Annotated in this window: 13 protein-coding genes, 4 pseudogenes and 1 riboswitch; of the genes and pseudogenes, 7 read left to right on the top strand and 10 right to left on the bottom strand. The window is 68.9% G+C overall.

Annotated elements, in window-relative coordinates:
* Positions 1-3 precede the first annotated feature (3 nt).
* From HK415_RS18200 to HK415_RS18210, 3 genes are read right to left on the bottom strand one after another with little or no spacing between them, the layout of a single operon-like run.
* Positions 4-1,509, bottom strand: coding sequence for an ammonium transporter (locus HK415_RS18200; RefSeq protein ID WP_171561686.1), 1,506 nt, complete (start codon positions 1,507-1,509; stop codon positions 4-6).
* Positions 1,510-1,539: 30 nt separating this feature from the next.
* The gene (gene glnK / locus HK415_RS18205) at positions 1,540-1,878 is read right to left on the bottom strand and encodes a P-II family nitrogen regulator (RefSeq protein WP_171561688.1); all 339 of its coding nucleotides are present in this window, start codon (positions 1,876-1,878) and stop codon (positions 1,540-1,542) included.
* A 25-nt stretch (positions 1,879-1,903) separates the two neighbouring features.
* Entirely contained in the window at positions 1,904-2,632 is a 729-nt protein-coding gene (locus HK415_RS18210) for a TorF family putative porin (protein WP_171561690.1), read from the bottom strand.
* A gap of 227 nt (positions 2,633-2,859) precedes the next feature.
* Here HK415_RS18210 and HK415_RS18215 point away from each other — a divergent pair, with 227 nt between their 5' ends.
* The gene (locus HK415_RS18215) at positions 2,860-4,392 is read left to right on the top strand and encodes a YifB family Mg chelatase-like AAA ATPase (protein ID WP_171561692.1); all 1,533 of its coding nucleotides are present in this window, start codon (positions 2,860-2,862) and stop codon (positions 4,390-4,392) included.
* 39 nt (positions 4,393-4,431) lie between these two features.
* Positions 4,432-5,622, top strand: a complete 1,191-nt coding sequence (locus tag HK415_RS18220) for an MFS transporter (RefSeq protein WP_171561694.1) — start codon at positions 4,432-4,434, stop codon at positions 5,620-5,622.
* Here the strand turns inward: HK415_RS18220 and HK415_RS27235 are convergent, their stop codons facing one another.
* The 6 genes and pseudogenes from HK415_RS27235 to HK415_RS18245 form a co-directional block, all read right to left on the bottom strand.
* On the bottom strand, positions 5,623-5,958 hold the full coding sequence (locus tag HK415_RS27235; RefSeq protein WP_373684611.1) for a YhjD/YihY/BrkB family envelope integrity protein: 336 nt from the start codon (positions 5,956-5,958) through the stop codon (positions 5,623-5,625). It lies immediately after the preceding gene.
* Complete coding sequence (locus HK415_RS18225) at positions 5,904-6,533, bottom strand: YihY/virulence factor BrkB family protein (protein WP_373684612.1); 630 nt, start codon at positions 6,531-6,533, stop codon at positions 5,904-5,906. The genes HK415_RS27235 and HK415_RS18225 overlap by 55 nt, the downstream gene beginning before the upstream one ends.
* Before the next feature lie 89 nt (positions 6,534-6,622).
* Complete coding sequence (locus HK415_RS18230; RefSeq protein ID WP_171561696.1) at positions 6,623-7,090, bottom strand: glycine zipper 2TM domain-containing protein; 468 nt, start codon at positions 7,088-7,090, stop codon at positions 6,623-6,625.
* Between the two features lie 81 nt (positions 7,091-7,171).
* Positions 7,172-9,867 (bottom strand): annotated as a pseudogene (metH, locus tag HK415_RS18235) (methionine synthase).
* A gap of 42 nt (positions 9,868-9,909) precedes the next feature.
* A riboswitch (S-adenosyl-L-homocysteine riboswitch) is annotated at positions 9,910-9,984 on the bottom strand.
* Between the two features lie 119 nt (positions 9,985-10,103).
* Positions 10,104-10,553, bottom strand: a complete 450-nt coding sequence (locus tag HK415_RS18240; RefSeq protein ID WP_171561698.1) for an Lrp/AsnC family transcriptional regulator — start codon at positions 10,551-10,553, stop codon at positions 10,104-10,106.
* A 194-nt stretch (positions 10,554-10,747) separates the two neighbouring features.
* Positions 10,748-11,793, bottom strand: a pseudogene (locus HK415_RS18245) (homocysteine S-methyltransferase family protein).
* Positions 11,794-11,842: 49 nt separating this feature from the next.
* On the opposite strand from HK415_RS18245, the gene recQ reads away from it, so the two are divergent.
* Positions 11,843-13,708 carry a DNA helicase RecQ gene (gene recQ, locus HK415_RS18250; RefSeq protein ID WP_373684613.1) on the top strand — a complete coding sequence of 622 codons (1,866 nt, stop codon included), beginning with the start codon at positions 11,843-11,845 and terminating at the stop codon, positions 13,706-13,708.
* A gap of 87 nt (positions 13,709-13,795) precedes the next feature.
* Here recQ and HK415_RS18255 read toward each other — a convergent pair.
* Positions 13,796-16,101: pseudogene (locus tag HK415_RS18255) on the bottom strand (ATP-binding protein).
* A gap of 89 nt (positions 16,102-16,190) precedes the next feature.
* Between HK415_RS18255 and HK415_RS18260 the strand changes: the two are divergent.
* The 4 genes and pseudogenes from HK415_RS18260 (at position 16,191) to HK415_RS18275 (ending at position 19,136) form a co-directional block, all read left to right on the top strand.
* A pseudogene (locus HK415_RS18260) lies at positions 16,191-17,389 on the top strand (threonine ammonia-lyase).
* Positions 17,389-17,793 carry a PaaI family thioesterase gene (locus HK415_RS18265; protein ID WP_171561703.1) on the top strand — a complete coding sequence of 135 codons (405 nt, stop codon included), beginning with the start codon at positions 17,389-17,391 and terminating at the stop codon, positions 17,791-17,793. Before HK415_RS18260 ends, HK415_RS18265 begins: the two are co-directional and overlap by 1 nt.
* A 59-nt stretch (positions 17,794-17,852) precedes the next feature.
* Complete coding sequence (locus tag HK415_RS18270) at positions 17,853-17,999, top strand: hypothetical protein (RefSeq protein ID WP_171561706.1); 147 nt, start codon at positions 17,853-17,855, stop codon at positions 17,997-17,999.
* A gap of 396 nt (positions 18,000-18,395) precedes the next feature.
* A complete protein-coding gene (locus tag HK415_RS18275) occupies positions 18,396-19,136 on the top strand; it encodes a hypothetical protein (RefSeq protein WP_171561709.1) in 741 nt (246 codons plus the stop codon).
* Positions 19,137-19,174: the final 38 nt, after the last annotated feature.

Raw genomic sequence — 19,174 nt, forward strand, 5'->3', positions numbered from 1 at the left:
CCCTTACCGGTTGTAGGCGGTCTCGCCGTGGCTGCTGATGTCCAGGCCTTCGCGCTCTTCCTCTTCCGAGACGCGCAGCCCCACCAGCAGGTCGACCAGCTTGTAGGCGATGAAGGCCACCACGCCGGACCAGACGATGGTCGTCAGCACGCCCTGGAACTGGATCCAGACCTGGCCGCCGATCGAGTAGTCGGGGTTGACCTTGTTGGCCACGTAGTCGTACACGCCCAGGCCGCCCAGGGACGGGGAGGCGAACACGCCGGTGAGCAGCGCGCCCAGGATGCCGCCGACGCCGTGGACGCCGAACACGTCCAGCGCGTCGTCCGCACCGAGCAGCTTCTTCAGGCCGTTGACGCCCCACAGGCAGATCAGGCCGGCCAGCAGGCCGATCACGATCGCGCCCATCACGCCGACGAAGCCGCAGGCGGGGGTGATGGCGACCAGGCCGGAGACGGCGCCGGAAGCGGCACCCAGCATGGAGGCCTTGCCCTTGGACAGGGCTTCACCGGCGCACCAGGAGAGCGTGGCCGCGGCGGTGGCGAACAGCGTGTTGGCGAAGGCCAGGCCGGCGACGCCGTTGGCTTCCAGGTTGGAGCCGGCGTTGAAGCCGAACCAGCCCACCCACAGCAGCGCGGCGCCGACCATCGTGAGGGTCAGGCTGTGCGGCGTGAGCGATTCCTTGCCGTAGCCGATGCGCTTGCCGATCACGTAGGCGCCCACCAGGCCGGCGACACCGGCGTTGATGTGCACCACGGTGCCGCCCGCGAAGTCCAGCGCGCCCTTGGCCCACAGCCAGCCGGCGGCGGCCGTGACCGTCTCCAGCGACTTGGCGTCGGTGATCGCGTCCGGGCCGTCCCAGTACCACACCATGTGGGCGATGGGCAGGTAGGCGAAGGTGAACCAGATCGCGCAGAACAGCAGCACCGCGGAGAACTTGATGCGTTCGGCGAAGGAGCCGACGATCAGCGCGCAGGTGATGGCCGCGAAGGTGGCCTGGAAGGCGACGAAGGTGATCTCGGGGATGACGACGCCCTTGCTGAAGGTCGCTGCCACCGAGTCCGGCGTGATGCCCGACAGGAAGATCTTGCCGAAGCCGCCCATGAAGGGGCTGCCGCCGGTGAAGGCGACGCTGTAGCCGTAGATGGCCCACAGCAGGAAGATCATGCAGCTGACCACGAACACCTGCATCAGCACCGACAGCATGTTCTTGCTGCGCACCAGGCCGCCGTAGAACAGCGCCAGGCCGGGCAGGATCATCAGCAGCACCAGCAGGGTGGAGACCGTCATCCAGGCGGTGTCGCCCTTGTTGGGGACGGGCGCGGGAGCAGCGGCGGCAGCGGCAGCAGGTGCCGCAGCAGCGGCGGCCGCGGGCGCAGCCGGAGCCGCTTCCGCGGGAGCAGCGGTGGTGGCCGCGGGGGCGGCCGGCGTGGCGGGCGCCTGGGCGACAGCGGCGACGCTGCCCACCAGGAGACCCAGGCCCACGGCCAGGGAAGCGAGAAATTTCCTCATGTCAGTGCTCTCTTGTATGGGATGAAATGCTTAGAGCGCTTCCTTGCCGGTCTCGCCGGTGCGGATGCGGACGACTTGCTCCAGGTCGTACACGAAGATCTTTCCGTCGCCGATCTTCCCGGTGCGCGCGGCACCTTCGACTGCTTCGATGACGCGTTCCACCAGGTCGTCCGCCACCGCCGCCTCGATCTTCACCTTGGGCAGGAAGTCGACGACGTATTCGGCGCCGCGGTACAGCTCGGTGTGGCCCTTCTGCCGCCCGAAGCCCTTGACCTCGGTGACGGTGATGCCCTGCACGCCGATGCCCGAGAGGGACTCGCGCACTTCGTCGAGCTTGAAGGGTTTGATGATGGCGGTGACGAGTTTCATGCTGGCTCCTTCGAAAGGGCGGGGATCAGAAGCCGTACTTCACGCCGAGCACCACGCCGGCGCGACCGAGGTTCTTGCCGTTGGGGGCGAAGTAGGCGTCGGTGTCGGTGTCCACGTAGGCGAGCGAGGCGCTCAGGCCGTTGCCGAAGTCCTTGCCCAGGGCGACGGACCAGTCGGTGTAGGAAGCGCCGGAGTTGCGGCGCACGCGCTGGTGGCCCACGTGCGGCGTGACGGTCATGCCCCAGAAGCCGGTGTCGAAGGTGGCGCTCAGGTCCAGGTAGCCGCTGCCCTTGCTGTCGGCGAAGCCGAACAGGTTCGTGATGGCGTGCGAGTACTTCAGCGTGGCCGGGCCATAGGTGCCGGCGACGTACAGCTCGGTGGTGTTCGGGCTGACGGCCAGTTCGGAATTGGGGTACAGGTAGCGCAGCGCGCCCACGTCGATGCCGAAGGCGCCGAAGGTGGTCTTGTAGCCGCCGTAGATGTCGACCTCGACGTCGGCGTTGCCGCCCGCGTCCTCGACCCAGCGGATGGTGGAGGCCCAGGTGCCCACATAGAAGCCGCTCTTGTGCGCGAAGTCCGCGCCGCCCTGCAGGGCCGGCTTCAGGCGGCTCTGGGAGATGCCACGGTAGCGGTAGTCGGTGACGGCACCGACGTTGAAGGACAGGGTGTAGTCGGGCTCGGGCGCCTTCGGCTGGGCCAGGACGGCGCCGGAGGCGAGGAGCGCGGACAGCAGCACGACAAGTTTCGATTTCATCAAGGGGTCTCTCCGTTCGGTTCGGTTTTGGGATCCTGCACAGCATGGTTAGCAGGACGCGTGCCATCCACTACAAGGAGGAAATGCCGCGTCTGCGCACCGGACGGGGCCGGCGTTATGCGGGGAAGATGCCCTTGCGGTCAATGGCGCGCACCAAGCCGGTGCCGGGTTGCCCGTTCTGCGCCGCCGGTCGTCCGTGATGCACCCGAAAAGGGAGGAGTCCTGTCGTGAGCCTTTGTTTGGTGCAAAGCCGTGCCCTGGTCGGCCTGGAGGCGGCCGCGGTCACTGTCGAGGTGCACCTCGCCAACGGGCTGCCCAATTTCATGCTGGTGGGACTGGCCGACACCGAAGTGAAGGAGGCGCGCGAGCGCGTGCGATCCGCCCTGCTCAACTCCGGGCTGGCCTTCCCGCACAACAAGAGGATCACGGTCAACCTGGCGCCGGCCGACCTGCCCAAGGACTCGGGGCGCTTCGACCTGCCGATCGCGCTGGGCATCCTGGCAGCCAGCGGCCAGATCGACGCGGCGCGGCTGGCCGGCCACGAGTTCGCCGGCGAACTCTCCTTGTCAGGCGAATTGCGGCCGGTGCGCGGCGCGCTGGCGACCAGCCTGGCATTGCATGCGGGCCGCATCACCACGCGCCTGGTGCTGCCGCCGGCGAGCGCCGAGGAAGCCGCGCTGGTGCCGGGTGCGCACGTGGTGCGGGCGCGCCACCTGCTCGACGTGGTGCGGCAGTTCCTGCCGGAGGGCAGCGCCGCACCGGAGGAAGGCGCGGACGGGTGGACCCGGCTGGCGGCCAGCGCGCCAAGCTTCGGCGCCGACTATCCGGACCTGGCCGACGTGAAGGGGCAGGCGGGCGCGCGGCGCGCCCTGGAGATCGCGGCGGCCGGCGGTCACAGCGTCCTGATGGTGGGGCCGCCTGGCTCCGGCAAGTCGATGCTGGCGCAGCGCTTCGCCGGGCTGCTGCCGCCGATGACGGTGGGCGAGGCGCTGGAGAGTGCTGCCGTGGCCAGCCTCGCGGGCCGCTTCTCCTTGCAGCACTGGGCGCAGCGGCCGACCTGTGCGCCGCACCATTCCGCGAGCGCGGTGGCGCTGGTGGGCGGCGGCTCGCCGCCGCGCCCGGGCGAGATCTCGCTGGCGCACCACGGCGTGCTGTTCCTCGACGAACTGCCCGAGTTTCCGCGCACGGCGCTCGAGGCACTGCGCGAGCCGCTGGAGACCGGCCGCATCACCATCGCCCGCGCCGCGCGCCGCAGCGAGTTCCCGGCGCGCTTCCAGCTGGTCGCCGCGATGAACCCCTGCCCCTGCGGCTGGCTGGGCTCGGGCCGCACCTGCCGCTGCACGCCGGAGCAGGTCGCGCGCTACCAGGGCCGGCTGTCGGGCCCTCTGCTCGATCGCATCGACCTGCACGTGGAAGTGCCCGCGCTCGGGCCGGCGGAACTGCTGGACGCGCCGGCCGGCGAAGCGACGCGGCCGGTGCAGGCGCGCTGCATCGCCGCGCGCGAGCGTGCCATGCGCCGCCAGGGCAAGGGCAACCATGCGCTGCAGGGCGGAGAGATCGACGTGCACGGTGCGCTGGCGCAGCACGCGGGAGACTTCCTGCGCCACGCCGCGGCGCGCCTGGGTTGGAGCGCGCGCTCGACGCACCGCGTGCTGAAGGTGGCCCGCACGATCGCGGACCTCGCGGACTCCGCGGTGGTGGAGGTGGTGCACGTCGCCGAGGCGGTGCAGTACCGGCGCGTGCTGCCGGCGCTGCATTGAGCACGGGCGGCCCGCGGCCGGGCTCAATACACTAGGCGCATGCAGAACAACGGGGGACACGACCGGCGGCTGGTGCTGTGGCTCTCGCTCGCCCAGCTGATCACCTGGGGCAGCGTCTTCTACACCTTCGCCCTGCTGCTGGAGCCGGTGGAGCGCGAGCTGGGACTCACGCGCGCGCAGTCCTCGTTGGCCTTCAGCCTGGCGCTGCTCGCCGAAGGCGTGTTCGCCTATCCGGTGGGCCGCTGGATCGACCGCGGCCACGAGCGCGCGGTGATGACCGGCGGCTCGCTGCTGGTGGCCGCGGCGCTGGCGGCGCACGCCTTCATCCGCTCGGTCGAGAGCTTCTACGCCGTCTGGATCCTGCTCGGTGCGGCGCTGGCCGCGACGCTCTACACGCCGGTGTTCGCCGTGGTCACGCGCCGCTTCCCGCAGGACTTCCGGCGGGCCATCATCACCATGACCTTCCTGGGTGGGCTGGCCAGCAGCGTGTTCATTCCGCTGTCCGCCTGGCTGATCTCCGCGCTGGGCTGGCGCGACGCGCTGCTGGTGCTGGCCGCCGTGCACCTGCTGGTGTGCGCTCCTCTGCATGCGCTGTGCCTGCACGATGCGCCGCAGGCCAGTGCCGTGAAGGCGACCGCCAGCGAGCACTCGCCGGCCACGCTGCTGCGCAGCGCGCCCTTCCTGCTGATCGGCGTGTTCGTGGTCGGCATGATGGGCATCACCGCCGCCATCCCGCCGCACCTGATCAGCCTGCTGCGCGAAAGCGGCCTGCGCGAGGCCTGGGTGATCGCCATCCCCGCCGCCATCGGCGTGGTGCAGGTGCTGGGGCGGCTGCTGCTGTACTTCCTCGAGCACCGCTTCGACCTGCACCTGGCCAACCGGCTGATCCCGCTGCTGATCCCGCTGGCGCTGGCGGCGCTGATCGCGGGTGCGGCCTCGCCGGCGGCAGGCCTGGCCTTCGTCGTGCTGTACGGACTGGGCAACGGCATGCTCACCATCGTCAAGGGCACCGCCATCGCGCAGTACGTGAACCGCGAGCACGTGGCTTCGCTCAATGGCGCACTGGGCCTGCCGCAGGCGATCGCGCGGGCCGTCGCGCCGCTGCTGCTGGGCGTGCTGTGGACACGCGACGTGGGCTACCGCTGGGGGCTGGTGATGCTGCTGGTGGTGAGCATCGTGTCGGCGCTGGCGCTGGCGCTGGCGCAGAGGAAGTCGCTGCTGCCGCGCTGATCACGCAGCGCCGGGGTTCGCCTGCGGCGTTCCCTGCTGCTCCGCGACGTGTTCGTCCAGCGCCCGCGCGGAGGCCGCGCCGAACAGCAGCACCGCCGAAGAGAAGTAGATCCACATCAGCAGCACGATCAGCGATCCGGCGGCGCCATAGGCGGAGATGACCGCGGCACTGGAGAGATAAAGCGCGAGCAGCTGCCGCCCCAGCGTGAACAGGATGGCGCCGATGCAGGCCCCCACGACCAGGAAGCGCGTGCGCGGCTTGGGCCCGCCGCTCATGCGCATCAGCCCGGCGAACAGCGCGGCACCGACGACGAAACCCAGCACTTCGTTGAGCACCCGCGCGGCCAGTTCCAGGGGACCCAGTGGCCGGCGAAGCCGGAGAACATGGAAAGCACCGTGGACACCACCAGCGAGACCAGCAGCAGGAAGCCGAACACCAGGATGTAGCCCACGCCGCGCAACCGCAGCGTGGCCGTGTGGCGCCAGTTCTGCTTCGGCGGCCTGCCGCGCCCCTGCGACCAGACCAGCTCGAACGCGTTCTGCAGTTCGCCGAACACGCCGGTGGCGCCGAACAGCAGGACGATGAAGCCGATGATGCTGGCGGCGATGCCCTCGGCCGGCTCCTTCGCGCTCTTCAAGGCCTCCCGGATCACGTCGGCGCCCTGGTCGCCCATGATGGAACCGAGTTGCGAGAGCAGGCCCTTTTCCAGCAGCTCGCGGTCCACCCACCACCCGAGCATGGCGACGATGGCCAGCAGCAGCGGTGCCAGGCTCAGGATGCCGTAGAAGGACACGGCCGCGCTCATGCGCATGCCGCCGGCGCCGCTCCACAGCGTGAACGCGCGGGACAGCGGACGCAGGCGCTCGGCCAGGTTCTTCAGGGGCGCGGGGACGCGGGCAATGAACGCCATGCCGGCGAGCATGGCACAAGCGGCAAGGCCGCGGCTGTGCGCGCTGCCTTGCGCCAGGGGAGGAGCCGCAGCCCCGTCCCCGGCCGGGATCAGGAACCGGCGACGACCAGGCCCTTGCCCTGCACCCGCACCTGGGTGCCGGCCTTCCAGCCGGGCGCGTGGTCCTGCTCGAAGCTGCGCATGCTGCCGTCGCGCATCTTCACCTGCGTGATCCAGACTTCCTTGGTGGTCACGCGCTTCTGCACTTCGTTGCCCACGAAGCCGCCGCCCACGGCGCCCGCGACGGTGAGCGCGGTCTTGCCGTCGCCCTTGCCGAACTGGTTGCCGATCAGGCCGCCGGCGGCGGCGCCGGCCACGATGCCGACGGCACCGCCCTCGCCCTTGCGCTTCTCGTACCTGACGGCCTGCACCGTGCCGCAGTCCGTGCAGGCGGGCGCGGGGGCGGCGTTGCCTTGCATCTTCTTGGCCAGCCCGGGAGGCATGCCGTGGGGATGCTGCTGGGCCAGGACCCCGGTGGCGGCGAACGCGAGCAGGCTCGCAACGACGTGCTTCTTCATGTGCTTTCTCCTTCCGAACCGTGATTCAACGGCCGAGCCGCGAAGGCGGCACACAGGAAGCTCAGCCGTTCGTGCATTCCTTCACAGATTCGGGGCCAGCAGGCGTTCCAGCTCCGCCCGGTCGGCCCCGCGGCGTTGCGCCTGGTCCACGACCTGGTCCTGGCCGATGCGCCCGACGTTGAAGTACTGGCTGTCCGGATGCGCGAGGTAGAAGCCGCTCACGCTGGCGGCCGGCGACATCGCCATGCTGTCGGTCAGGCCCATGCCGATCTCCTGCGGCTGCAGCAGCGCGAACATGTCGCGCTTGACGCTGTGGTCCGGGCAGGCCGGATAACCGGGCGCGGGCCGGATGCCGCGGTATTTCTCGGCGATCATGTCCTCGTTCGACAGCGTCTCGTCCGCCGCATAGCCCCACAGGTCCTTGCGCACGCGCTCGTGCAGCGCCTCGGCAAGCGCTTCGGCCAGGCGGTCGGCCAGCGCCTTGAGCATGATCGCGGAGTAGTCGTCGTGGTCGGCCAGGAAGTACTGCTCCTTCTTGTCCACGCCGATGCCCGCAGTGACGGCGAACACGCCCACGTAGTCGTCGGCCACGCCCTTGGGCGCGACGAAGTCCGCGAGACAGCGGCTCGGGCGCACCACGCCGTCGATCACCTGCTTCTCGGTCTGCTGGCGCAGGCCGTACCAGGTGAGCACGGGCTGCGTGCGACTCTCGTCCGCATAGAGCTGGATGTCGTCGTCGTTGACCGTGTTGGCCGGCCAGAAGCCCATCACCGCGTTGGCGGTGAGCCAGCGGTTCTCGACCAGCCGCTTCATCATCCGCTGCGCATCCGAGAACACGCGCACGGCCTCGGCGCCCACCACTTCGTCCTTCAGGATGTCGGGGAAGCGGCCGGCCAGGTCCCAGGTCTGGAAGAAGGGGCCCCAGTCGATGTGGCGTGCCAGCTCGGCGAGGTCGTAGTTCTTGAACACGCGCCGGCCGATGAACTTGGGCTTGGGCGGCACGTAGCCTGACCAGTCGACCGGCGTCTTGTTGGCGCGCGCCTTGGCCAGCGGCCACAGCACGGCCTGCTTCTTGTTCGCGTGCAGCTCGCGCACCTTGTCGTAGTCCGAGTTCACTTCGGCGATGTACTTCGCCGCCTGCTCGGACAGCAGGCTGGAGGCGACGCTCACGCTGCGCGAGGCATCGGGCACGTACACCACGGGGCCTTCGTAGTGCGGCGCGATCTTCACCGCCGTGTGCACGCGGCTGCAGGTGGCGCCGCCGATCAGCAGCGGGATCTTCTTGACGCGGAAGTGATCGTCCTTCTGCATCTCGCTGGCGACGTACTGCATCTCCTCCAGCGAGGGCGTGATCAGCCCCGACAGGCCGACGATGTCCGCGCCCTCGACCTTGGCGCGCGCCAGGATCTCGTGGCAGGGGACCATCACCCCCATGTTGATCACCTCGAAGTTGTTGCACTGCAGGACCACCGTGACGATGTTCTTGCCGATGTCGTGCACGTCGCCCTTGACGGTGGCGATGATGATCTTGCCCTTGGCCCGCACGTCCTCGCCGGCGGCCTCCTGCTTCTTCTTCTCTTCCTCGATGTAGGGGATGAGGTGGGCCACCGCCTGCTTCATCACGCGGGCGGACTTCACCACCTGCGGCAGGAACATCTTGCCGGCGCCGAACAGGTCGCCCACGATGTTCATGCCGTCCATGAGCGGCCCTTCGATCACGTGCAGCGGGCGCCCCCCTTGGCGAGGACCTGCTGGTACATCTCCTCGGTGTCGACGACGATGTGGTCGGTGATGCCGTGCACCAACGCATGCGCCAGCCGCTGCTCCACGGAGAGCGCACGCCATTCGTTCTTCTTGCCTTCGTCCTTGGCGGCGCCCTTGGCCTGCTCGGCGATCTCGACCAGGCGCTCGCCGGCGTCGGGGCGGCGGTTCAGCACCACGTCTTCGACGCGTTCGCGCAGCTGGGGCTCGACCTCGTCGTACACGCCCACCATGCCGGCGTTGACGATGCCCATGTCCATGCCCGCCTGGATGGCGTGGTACAGGAACACGGTGTGGATCGCCTCGCGCACCGGGTCGTTGCCGCGGAAGGAGAAGCTGACGTTGGACACGCCGCCGGAGACCTTGGCGCCGGGCAGGTTCTGCTTGATCCAGCGCGTGGCGTTGATGAAGTCGACGGCGTAGTTGTTGTGCTCTTCGATGCCGGTGGCGATGGCAAAGATGTTGGGATCGAAGATGATGTCTTCCGGCGGGAAGTTCACCTCGTCCACCAGGATGCGGTAGGCCCGCTGGCAGATCTCGATCTTGCGCTCGTAGGTGTCGGCCTGGCCCTTCTCGTCGAAGGCCATCACCACGGCGGCGGCGCCGTAGCGCCGCACCAGCGTGGCCTGCCGGCGGAACTCGGCCTCGCCTTCCTTCATGCTGATCGAGTTGACGATGCCCTTGCCCTGGATGCAGCGCAGGCCGGCCTCGATCACGTCCCACTTGGACGAGTCGATCATGATCGGCACGCGCGCGATGTCGGGTTCGCTGGCGATCAGGTTGAGGAAGCGCACCATGGCGGCCTTGCTGTCCAGCATGGCCTCGTCCATGTTGATGTCGATCACCTGCGCGCCGTTCTCCACCTGCTGCCGCGCGACCGCCAGCGCTTGCTCGAACTGGCCGGCCAGGATCATGCGGGCGAACGCCTTGGAACCGGTGACGTTGGTGCGTTCGCCGATGTTGACGAACAGCGATCCCGGGCCGATGGAGACGGGCTCCAGGCCGGAAAGCTTCATGGGGGGACGTCGGGCTGCTGCATTCACTCACCTCGTTGGGGGTCCGGGTGAGCGCGGTTGGGGACATCTCAAGCCTGACTACGGGAGAGGTCCGTAGCTGCAGCGCTCCTTGAGCTGGAGGGATTTTAGCGCGGCGTGGTTTGTCGCGGTTCGCCTGCGGGCTCACCACGACCTACACGGGGACATGCGACCGTAGGTCGTGGTGAGCGCGCGAAGCGCCGAACCGCGACACCAAGTCACAGCGGCAGATCCGCCTTCTTCAGCGTCCGCAGCACGAAGCTCGACTTGCTGTGCCGGATCCCCTTGATCTTGTACAGCCGCTCCCGCAGCAGCCGCTCGTAGTCGCGCGTGTCCTTCACCGCAATCCGCAGCAGATAGTCGTACTCCCCGGACACCAGGTACGCCTCCACCACCTCCGGAATCGCCGCCAGGGTCTCGCCGAACTTCTCCAGCGTGTTGTCCGAGTGGCTGTCCAGCGTCACCTGCACCAGCACCGTGTCGTTCAGCCCCAGCGCCTGCGAGTTCAGGCGCACCGTGTAGCCCTCGATCACGCCGGCCAGTTCCATCTTCTTGATGCGCTCCCAGCAGGGCGAGGCGGACAGGCCGACCGCCTGCCCCACCTGCTGCAGGCTGGCGCGCGCGTCCTGCTGCAGGACCTTGAGGATTTTGCGGTCGATGGCATCCATGGCCGCGATCTTATCGATGCACAAGGATTCTTGCAGAAGGGTCTTCTGCCGATGGCCGGGCCCGTCAGAAATACAGGAAGAATTTCCGCCCCGGCTCAGGCACAGTGGCTGTCGTGGGTCCAGCGCTTACCGGCCAGGGCCCACGGCGAGGAGCCGGCGGGTTACCGCCCGCCGGCGGACCTGGTTTCCGGCTTCTAGGCCGCTTCCTTGTAGAAGAAGCCGCGCTGCACGCTGCGCGCGGCCAGCGGCTCCACCTGCTGGCGGATCGCCGCGATGTGCTCGGGCGTCGTCCCGCAGCAGCCCCCACGATGTTCACCAGCCCCTCGGCCGCGAATTCGCGCAGCAGCCGCGAGGTGTCCTCGGGCTTCTCGTCGAAGCCGGTGTCGCTCATCGGGTTGGGCAGGCCCGCGTTGGGATAGCAGCTGATGAAGGTGTCCGGCGCCACCTTGCTCAGTTCCTGGATGTAAGGGCGCATCAGCGCCGCGCCCAGCGCGCAGTTCAGGCCGATGGCCAGCGGCTGCGCGTGGCGCACGCTGTACCAGAAGGCCGGGACGGTCTGGCCACTGAGGATGCGGCCGGAGGCGTCGGTCACCGTGCCGCTGATGATGATCGGCAGGCGCTGGCCGGTCGCGGCGAACACTTCGTCGATCGCGAACAGGGCCGCCTTGGCATTGAGCGTGTCGAAGATGGTTTCCACCAGCAGCAGGTCCACGCCGCCTTCCAGCAGGCCTTCCACCTGCTCCTGGTAGGCGGCGCGCAGCTGCTCGAAGTCCACGTTGCGGGCGGCCGGGTCGTTGACGTCGGGGCTGATGCTGGCCGTGCGCGGCGTCGGGCCCAGGGCGCCGGCGACGAAGCGCGGCTTGTCCGGCGTGGAGAACTTGTCGGCCGCCTGGCGCGCCAGGCGAGCGGCGGCCACGTTCATCTCGCGCGCCAGCTCGCCCAGCGCGTAGTCGTCCTGCGCGATGCGGTTGGCGCCGAAGGTGTTGGTCTCCAGGATGTCGGCGCCGGCGGCCAGGTAGCCCTCGTGGATGTCGCGGATCACGTCGGGCCGCGTCAGCACCAGCAGGTCGCTGTTGTTCTTCAGGTCCTTGGGATGGTCCTTCAGCCGATCCCCGCGGAAATCGGCTTCCGTGAGCTTGAAGCGCTGGATCATGGTGCCCATGGCGCCATCCAGGATCAGGATGCGCTTTTGCAGCAGCTCCGGCAGGGCTTGGCCACGGGTATAGATCACAGGTTTCATGGTCGGCCAATTGTAGGCAAGCGCCGTTGAACCTTCATCCTCCGGGACAATGGCGCCCTTGACCACCGCCCTCTCCCTCCTGAAAGACGTCTTCGGCTACGGCGCCTTCCGCGGCGCCCAGGCCGACATCGTCCAGCACGTCATCGCCGGCGGCGACGCGCTGGTGCTCATGCCCACCGGCGGCGGCAAGTCGCTCTGCTACCAGATCCCGGCGCTGGCCCGCCAGGACAGCGGCCAGGGCACCGCCATCGTGGTGTCGCCCCTGATCGCGCTGATGCACGACCAGGTGGGCGCGCTGCACGAGGCCGGCGTGCAGGCCGCCTTCCTCAACTCCACGCTCAGCGGCGAGGAAGCCAACGCCGTCGAGAGGCGCCTGCTGCGCGGCGAGCTGACGCTGCTCTATGCCGCGCCGGAACGGGTGGCCACGCCGCGCTTCCTGGCGCTGCTCGACACGCTGCACCAGAAGCGGCAGCTCTCGCTGTTCGCGATCGACGAGGCGCACTGCGTCAGCCAGTGGGGCCACGACTTCCGGCCCGAGTACCGGGCACTGGCCGTGTTCCACGAACGCTATCCGGGCGTGCCGCGCATCGCGCTCACCGCCACGGCAGACGCGACCACCCGCGCCGACATCGTGCAGCATCTGCAGCTGGAGGAAGCGCGCCAGTTCGTCAGCAGCTTCGACCGCCCCAACATCCGCTACACGATCGCCGAGAAGAAGGACGCCACGCTGCAGCTGCTGCGCTTCATCGAGCGCGAGCACGCGGGTGAAGCGGGCATCGTCTACTGCCAGTCGCGCAAGCGGGTGGAGGAGATCGCCGAGACCCTGTGCCGGGAAGGCATGGACGCCCTGCCCTACCACGCCGGGCTGGACACCGAGGTGCGCCAGCGCCACCAGGACCGCTTCCTGCGCGAGGACGGCGTGGTGATGACGGCCACCATCGCCTTCGGCATGGGCATCGACAAGCCGGACGTGCGCTTCGTCGCCCACCTGGACCTGCCCAAGAACATCGAGGGCTACTACCAGGAGACCGGGCGCGCCGGCCGCGACGGCCTGCCCTCGGACGCCTGGATGGCCTACGGCCTGCAGGACGTCGTCAACCAGCGCCGCATGATCGACGAGAGCCCCGCGGCGGAAGAATTCAAGCAGGTGCTGCGCGGCAAGCTCGACGCGCTGCTGGCGCTCGCCGAGGCCACCGACTGCCGGCGCGTGCGGCTGCTCTCCTACTTCGGCGAGGCATCGGAACCCTGCGGCAACTGCGACAACTGCCTCCAGCCCCCGGCGGTGTGGGACGGAACGGAAGCGGCGCGCATGCTGCTGTCCACGATCTACCGCGTGCAGCAGGCCAGCGGCCTGCACTTCGGCACCGGCCACATCATGGACATCCTGCGCGGCAAGCTCACCGACAAGGTGACGCAGTTCCGGCACGACAAGCTGTCCACCTTCGGCATCGGCGCGCACTTCTCCGAGCAGCAGCTGCGCGGCGTGCTGCGCCAGCTGATCGCCACCGGTGCGCTGGCGGTGGATGCCTCGGCCTTCAGCACGCTGCACCTCACCGACGGCTCGCGCGCGGTGCTCAAGGGCGAGCAGCAGGTGCTGCTGCGCGAGTCGATCAACCAGCCGGCCGGGCGCGCGCGGCGCGAACGCGGCACGCGGAGTGGAGCGACGCCGGCGGTGGCGGCGGCGCTCGATTCACCGGGGCAGCAGCGCTTCGCGGCGCTCAAGGCCTGGCGCGCCGAGATCGCGCGCTCGCACAACCTGCCAGCCTACGTGATCTTCCACGACGCGACGCTGGCCGCGATCGCCGCGATGGATCCGCGTTCGCTGCGCGAGCTCGAAGGGGTCAGCGGGATCGGGGCGAAGAAGCTGGAGACCTATGGGCCGCAGGTGATGGATGTGTTGCAGGCGATGGCTTGAGTGTTGGGCTGCCCTGCGGGCAGCCCAACCTACCAGTGACGGCCTGCAATGTTTCGTAGCTTGGGCTGCGCGCAGCGCACCCCAACTTCACTGCACGAAGCCGATGCTCCGCGCTTCCCGCACTTCCGGCTTGATCCGGTGCTCGCCTTCCAGCTGCTCCAGGAATTCGTCCGGCGTGATCTGCGCGGCGAGGATCTCCACCTGGCGCTTCACTGCCGCGAAGTCGCCGGGGCACAGGTGCTCCAGCCGCGCCAGGCGTGCCGCCACCTCCGGCGTCAGCAGCGCGGCATCGCCGCCCAGCGCCTCGGTCACGAACATCCGCTCGCGCTGCACCGAGGTCAGGGGCTTGAACCTGATCTTGAAGGCGAAGCGCCGCAGCGCCGCCTGGTCGATGCGGTCCATCAGGTTGGTGGTGCAGATGAAGATGCCGGCGAAGCGCTCCATGCCCTGCAGCATCTCGTTGACTTCCGTCACCTCGTAGGTGCGGTGCGCTGCGCGCCGCGCCGGTCCTGCAGGAAGCTGTCGGCCTCGTCCAGCAGCAGCACCGCCTTCTCGGCCTCCGCCTCGCGGAACATGCCCGCCATGTTCTGTTCGGTCTCGCCGACGAACTTGCTCATGAGGTCGCTGGCCTGCTTGATCAGCAGCGGCCGGTCCAGGCTGCGCGCGATGTGTTCCGCCAGCGCCGTCTTGCCGGTGCCGGGCGCGCCGTAGAAGCAGAGCGTGCCGTGGCCGCGCGCCTTCAGCGCCTCGACGATGCGCGGCACCTCGAAGCGCGACTCCACGTTCAGCATCTCGAGGTCGTAGGTGGTGACGCTGGGGCGCGCGCCGGCGTCCGAACTGCGCGTGCCCAGCGCCCGGTCCGCGTTGCGCAGCTGCCGCTCGATCAGGTCTTCGGAGCTCACGTCCTCGGCCGCGGCCAGCTGCGCGAAGCGCACCGCGGTGCGGATCTGCGCCGGCGTCAGTCCCTTGCGCTCGGTCAGCTTGGCCACGAAGGCGGGCGACACCTGCACGCCTTCCAGCGTCTTGCGCACCAGGCCTTCGCGCGCGCCCGGCGGCGGCGACTTCAGCTCCAGGTGATAGGCGAAGCGGCGGCGGAAGGCCGGATCGATCTGCTCGATGCGGTTGGTGACCCAGATGGTGGGCACCGGATTGGTCTCCAGGATCTGGTTGACCCAGGCCTTGCCGCTCACGCTGCCCGAAGGCGGCGCGACGATCTGCTCGGCGCGCGCCATCATCTGCGCGGCCTCGCTGGAGATCGGCGGGAACACGTCCTCCACCTCGTCGAACAGCAGCGCCGCCTGCGCGCTGCCCTTGAGGAAGACCTGCGCGATCTGCAGCGAGCGGTAGCGGTCGCGGCCGCTCAAGGAGTTGCCGTCGCGGTCCGCGTACTCCACCTCGAACAGTTCGAGCCCCGCGGCCTGCGCCACCACCTTGGCCAGCTCGGTCTTGCCGGTGCCCGGCGGCCCGTACAGCAGCACGTTGACGCCCGGCTCCTTACGGTCGATCGCGTTGCGCAGCAGGCTGCGCAGCATGCCCGCCTCCTCGCCGACGAAGGAGAAGTCGTCCAGCACCAGCGCGCTCTTGGCCGAGGGCCGCGTGAACACTGCCATCAGCTCGTTCTGGTCGCGGTACTCGCGCATCAGCACCGGCGGCAGCTTCTCGCTGACCTTCATCAGGTCCGCCAGGTCGGTGATGTTGTGCTCGGAGATCAGGTTCTCCACCAGGCCGATGCGCTCCAGGCGCGAGCCGGCACGCAGCGCCTCGCCCACTTCGGCGGCATTCACGCCCGCCACTTCGGCGATGGCGGCATAGGCCTCGGGCGCGTTGTTCACCTTGAATTCGACCAGCAGGCTGCGCAGGTCGCGCTGGTAGCGCGCCAGCGTGCCGTACAAGAGCAGCGCCCGCTCCGCCTTGTTCAACTGCAGCAGGTTGGCCAGCGCGTCGATGTTCTTCTCCACCAGCGTGGAGTGCTTCTTCAGCGCGTGCGTCAGCCACTCGCCGGTGACCGTCAGCACCGACAGCAGGTCCTTGGGCTGGTCCTTCGCGTACTCGTCCAGGTAGAAGAACAGCGTGCCTTCCTCGTAGGGGCCCCGCCAGACGCCATGCCGGTCCAGGAATTCACGTGTCGCCAGCTGCTCGTGGCCGCGCCAGAACTCGTTGTCCTTGCAGCGGCGGCCCAGGAATTCGCGCAGCCGGTCGAGGGACGGCGCCGGCCACACCAGGTGGCGCCCGGCCAGCGACAGCAGGCCGTTCAGGTCGCGCCGCACGTTGAACTTCGCGCCCTGCTTCGCCGCCAGCGTCAGCACGAAGTGCGAACACATCAGGTCCAGCACCGGCGCGTCTTTCAGACCCGGCGAGGGCAGCAGTTGCAGATCCAGCGAGCGCTTGGCCAATCGACCTCCGTGGGGCGGTGCGCCGTACGATAGCGCGGGATCATGCTACATGGAAGCCGCCAGTCCGTGGCTGACGGCACAATGCCCGCATGATCGGCCTGCCAGACGTCCGCCAAGCCGCCACCCGCCTCCAGGGGCAGGTGCTGAATACGCCCTGCGTGGAGTCGCGCATGCTCTCGCAGGCCGCAGGCTGCCACATTTACCTGAAATTCGAGAACCTGCAGTTCACCGCCTCCTTCAAGGAAAGGGGCGCCTGCAACAAGTTGGCACAGCTGAGCCAGGCGGAAAGGGAGCGCGGCGTGATCGCCATGAGCGCCGGCAACCACGCCCAGGGCGTGGCCTACCACGCGCAACGACTGGGAATCCGTGCAGTGATCGTCATGCCCCGCTTCACGCCGATGGTGAAGGTGGAGCGCACCCGCGGCTTCGGCGCCGAGGTCGTGCTGCACGGGGACACGCTGGAGGAGGCGCGCGCCCACGCGCAGGAGCTCGCCCAGGCCCAGCAGCTGACCTTCGTCCATCCCTACGACGACGAGGCGATCATCGCCGGCCAGGGCACGGTGGCGCTGGAGATGCTGGAAGCGGTGCCGCAGCTGGACACGCTGGTGGTGGCGATTGGCGGCGGCGGGCTGATCGGCGGCATCGCCGCAGCGGCCAAGGCACTCAAGCCCGGGATCCGGGTGATCGGCGTCCAGACCCTGCGCTTCCCCAACATGTACAACGCGGTGAAGCACGCCTCGCTGCCCCAGGGCGGCTCCACCATCGCCGAGGGCATCGCAGTCGGCCGCCCGGGCCAGTTCACCCAGGCGCTGGTGGAACGCCACGTGGACGACATCGTGCTGGTGGACGAAGGGGACGTCGAACAGGCCATCGTGCTGCTGCTGGACATGGAAAAGACGCTGGTGGAGGGCGCCGGCGCGGCGCCGCTGGCGGCCGTGATGAAGGAGCCGGCGCGCCATGCAGGCCGCAAGGTGGGCCTGGTGCTCGGCGGCGGCAACATCGACCCGATGCTGCTGGCGGCCATCATCCAGCGCGGCATGGTGCGCGCCGGCCGGCTGGCGCGCCTGCGGGGTGCGCGCGCGACGTGCCGGGCTCGCTGGCCCGGATCACCGCCGTGGTGAGCGAAGCTGGCGCCAACATCGACGAGGTGCACCACCAGCGCGCCTTCACCATGCTGGCGGCGCAGAACGTGGAGATCGAGCTGGTGGTGCAGACCCGTGGCCGCGCCCACGTGCAGTCGCTGCTGGAGGCGCTGCGCGCGGCGGGATTCGAGGCGGAGGAACAGTGATGGACCGAGAGACCCTGCAGGGCGCGCTGCCCGAATACTTCGCGCCCTGGGTGCAGGCGCTCGGGCTGCGGGTGGAGGCCTTCGACGGCGACAGCGTCACCTTGCGGCTGCCGCAGGACCCGCAGCTGTCGCGGGTGGGCGACATGCTCTGCGGCCAGGCCATGATGGCCGCGGCGGACACGGCGATGGTGCTGGCGCTGGTCAACCAGTTCGGCGCCTTCCGCCCGTGCACCACGGTGCAGATGAACACCAGCTTCCTCAAGCCGCTGTCCGGGCAGGACGCCCTGGTGCAGGCCCGCATCGTCCGCGCCGGCAAGACGCTGGCCTTCGGCGAGATCGACATCCGCGGCGCGGTGGACGGCAAGAGCGCGTGCCGCGCCAGCACCACCTACGCCCTGCTCTGACCGGGGCGGCGCGGGCCCCTTGCTAGAATCCGGCGATCGGAAGACCCCCAGAGGACAAGATGACGAGCCCCAACGAGCCCGCCCTGCACGGCCAGGAACCCCATGATCCGGTGGAGGACGTCGTGCCCGCCATTCCGATCGTGCTGCCCGCCGTCGGCGCGGCCCTGATGTTCCTGCTGGCCTTCATCGCCATCTACATGGCCTGAAAGGGGCACTCGCCTGCCGGCGAGCCTCGCCCAAGCGTCCGTTCCCGCGCCTGCGTTCTGAATCGCAGGCATCGACTCCCCATCAAGCCCACCCACCGGGTGGAGCCGTGCATGCGGCATCGGCGGCCATGGCCTCCTGGTCTCGCACTTGGCGCAGCTTTTCAGGGTGCAAGGCACCGGAATGGGGCGGCAAGTATCGATAACGGCATCTAACACCTGCTGACTCTTCCTAACTACGTCGAACCGGCGCGTACTTTAGGATTCGCTCGCCTCTCAGAAGGCACTCGCCGGCGCAGGAATGTTCGCTTCCCAGCCATTCCCTGGTCCGCCTGACTTGTCATTCAAGCCGCATCCCTGGACAGGGACTCAGCGGCATCTACCCCCGGAGTCGCGTACATGCATATCCCCCAAGAAATCTTGGAGTTTGGTCGTTTGGGTCTCGTTTTCTTCCATCTGCTTGCCTGCTGTGTCGCCATCGGCCTGGTGCTGAAGAGCGACTTCACGCTGGTCCGCTCCTTACTCAAGCCGGACGCCGCCGCCGATCGCGCCCACATGGGCGAGATGGACGCCTTGCAGGCGACGGTGACCCGGGCCCTGGCCGCCCTGTGGGCCACCGGGGCCGCCATCGTGGCCCTGGACGCGGTGACCACGGGTGGCTGGCAGTACTTCGCGAATCCGAAGATCCAGGCCAAGATCGTCATGGTGTCCTTGTTGACGCTCAATGGCATGGTCCTCCACAACCTGGTGCTGCCGTCCATGAAGCGCGTGGGGTCCATCCTGAACCTGTCCTTCAGCCAGACGGTTCTCGCCACCTTCGCCGGCACGGTGTCGGGCGTGTCCTGGCTTTATGCGGCACTGCTGGGTGTCGGCCGGCCGCTTTCCTGGAAGTACTCCCTGGTCGAGCTGATGGCGGCCTACCCGGCGCTGGTGGCGGGCGGCTTCCTGTCGATGATGGCGCTGATCGCGCTTTGCAAGCTCAGGCCGGCGACGGCGACGGCCGCTTCGCTGGCGCTTGAACCCGTCGCCCGGCTCTCCGCCTGCGTTGATCCCCGGCACCGGCGGTCTTCGGCCAACGGAGCGAAGGCAAGGGGCCGCCCGAGGCGGCTCCTTGCTGACCGCCCGGGCGGCCGTGCATAAAGGCATGCATCCTTTGCATGGCTTGGGGCTGGCCCAGC

The sequence above is a fragment of the Ramlibacter montanisoli genome, assembly GCF_013087525.1.
Taxonomy (GTDB): domain Bacteria; phylum Pseudomonadota; class Gammaproteobacteria; order Burkholderiales; family Burkholderiaceae_C; genus Ramlibacter; species Ramlibacter montanisoli.